The following is a 2,008-nucleotide window of genomic DNA, read 5'->3' as shown; positions in this document are numbered from 1 at the left end:
GGCGCCGGCAACGTCGAAACGCTCCGGCACGGTCGGCCACCAGGCGAGCTCGCCGCCGTCCGGGCCGAGCAGAGCAAATCCGTGCTCGATCATCCTCACCCCCAATCGATGTAACAACGCCCGTAGCCGCCGGAGGCACCACCGTTGCCTGGCGATCCGTACGGGCTATAGCCTCCTGCACCTCCGGCCCCCCGCCCCTGCAACAGGACGGAGTAGTCGGCAGAGGCACTGATCTGGCCCCACAGATACGTCTTCGCGACATATCCCCCGGCGCCGCCTTGTCCACCCGCACCGGAGGCCCAAGGCCCGTCGGTCTTCGGAGGTCCGCCGCCGCCGCCGCTCGCCCCCCCTGCGTATGTATTGGTGTCCCCTCCGTAGCCGCTGCCGTGGTACGTCGTGTATCCGGATGCATTCGGGCCCGTCAGATAGGTCTGAGCCTGACCACCCGTCCCGGGGCCACCGCCGGTCGCATAGGGCCCTCCGGCAAACTGGACGATGCCGCCGGCGGCTCCAGCGGCACCGTCTTGCCCGTCAGTGCCGATCGCACCGCTGCCGCCACCACCGCCGCCCGGCGCCCAGCCCTGGAACCTCAGCCAGTCGAAGGCCGCCGGCGTAGTGAAGGTCCATCCTCCGGCGGTCCAGCCGGTGTCCCAGGCACCGCTCGTCACGGCGCCGGTCGTGACCGTCCAGGTCGCGGTGCGGCCACCGATCGAGACGGTCGTCGTCTTGGCCGTCGACCAGCTCGCGGAGCTGGTCATCCGCACCCGGATCGTCTGGCCGGGGCTGATCAGCTGCGGCACAGACGACCAGGCGCCGCCGGCGATGCTGATCTCGGCCCCGTTGTCGGCACTCGCGAACACGGCCGTGTCGTACCCGGCCGGTGTTATCGTGGCGCTGTAGACCAGCGTCGCCTTCCCGACGTTCACGTTGCTCGCGAACGAAAACGCATCGGGCGTGACGCGAGCCGGCGCGACGATCGGGAACGGGAACATCAATAGAGCCCGGTGATGTGCAGATGGCTGCCGTTCGCGGTCCGGGTCACGTAGAGGATGTGGCGCGCGCCGTTGGTGGTCGAGAAGGTCCCGGTCGTCTTGGTGAACCCGCTCGACGTCAGGGCGCCGGCCGACGCGCCGTTGGTGTACTCGATCGCCATCGAGCAGATGCCGCTCGGCGGCGCGATCGCATGGGCGCCGTTGTTGACGGCATGCTGGATGTTGCCGAGCGAGCGGATCGGGTGTGAACGTGCCGCTCGACTTGGTGCCGGCGTCGTGGCTCGCCTCCAGCGTGTAGCCGGCGCCGAGTGCCTGCCCGAGCGAGGAGACCGCATGGAGGGCCGCGCGGGCGGCGACGTCGTCGGCATCCTTCAGCCGGGCCCGGCCGAAGGCGGTCGGCTCCAGATCGGCCAGCACCGCGGCGAGCGCCGCCGCGACGATCGCGCCGCGGCGGGTCTCGGTCAGGAACTCGCGGTCCTCGGTCTCGGCGACCAGCGAGGCCGAAATCCCGGTGTCCTGGATCTCGTGCAGCAGCGCCAGGATCTGCGTCGCGACTGGAACGACCTGCTGCTCGACGAACAGCACGGCACGGTCGACGACCTCGCGAGCCGCCGTGTCGATCGACGCGCTCTTCTGCTCGAGGGCGTCGAGCCGAAGATCGACATCCTGCCGGAACCCGCGCTCGCTCTCCACATATTCGGTGGAGGAGTCGATGTCGTAGTCCGAGGCGAACTTGCGCATCGCCTCACACCTTCACGACGCCGGCGACCTTGTCCCGATGCGGGCTCGCCAGCAGGCGGATCAGCCAGTCGCCTGTCACCTCGGTCGACCAGGCCGGCGCCAGCTTGGCGCGCTCGAACTCGAGCCGGCCCGTGACCTGGACCGCGTAGCGCGCGTCCGGGTCGATACCGGCGACCGACGGAGCGGCCGTCTCGGTCTCGGCCGCGGGGCTCGTCTTCTGCTTCGCCATGACTCACTCCGTGGTGTGGACGCGCTGCTCGACCAGGAAGGTCTTG

Annotated in this window: 2 protein-coding genes; both read right to left on the bottom strand. The window is 69.8% G+C overall.

Annotation, left to right across the window (positions count from 1 at the left end; genetic code table 11):
- Positions 1 to 95: 95 nt before the first annotated feature.
- Complete coding sequence (locus tag ABTU92_RS29535; protein WP_408095106.1) at positions 96 to 1,733, bottom strand: hypothetical protein; 1,638 nt, start codon at positions 1,731 to 1,733, stop codon at positions 96 to 98.
- Positions 1,734 to 1,737: 4 nt separating this feature from the next.
- Positions 1,738 to 1,962, bottom strand: a complete 225-nt coding sequence (locus tag ABTU92_RS29530) for a hypothetical protein (RefSeq protein ID WP_408095105.1) — start codon at positions 1,960 to 1,962, stop codon at positions 1,738 to 1,740.
- Between the last annotated feature and the right edge of the window lie 46 nt (positions 1,963 to 2,008).

Origin of the sequence: Rhodoplanes sp. SY1, assembly GCF_046000175.1 — a bacterium.
GTDB lineage: Bacteria > Pseudomonadota > Alphaproteobacteria > Rhizobiales > Xanthobacteraceae > Rhodoplanes.
The sequence above is the reverse complement of the archived record's forward strand: the minus strand, read 5'-3'. Positions and strand labels throughout refer to the sequence as shown.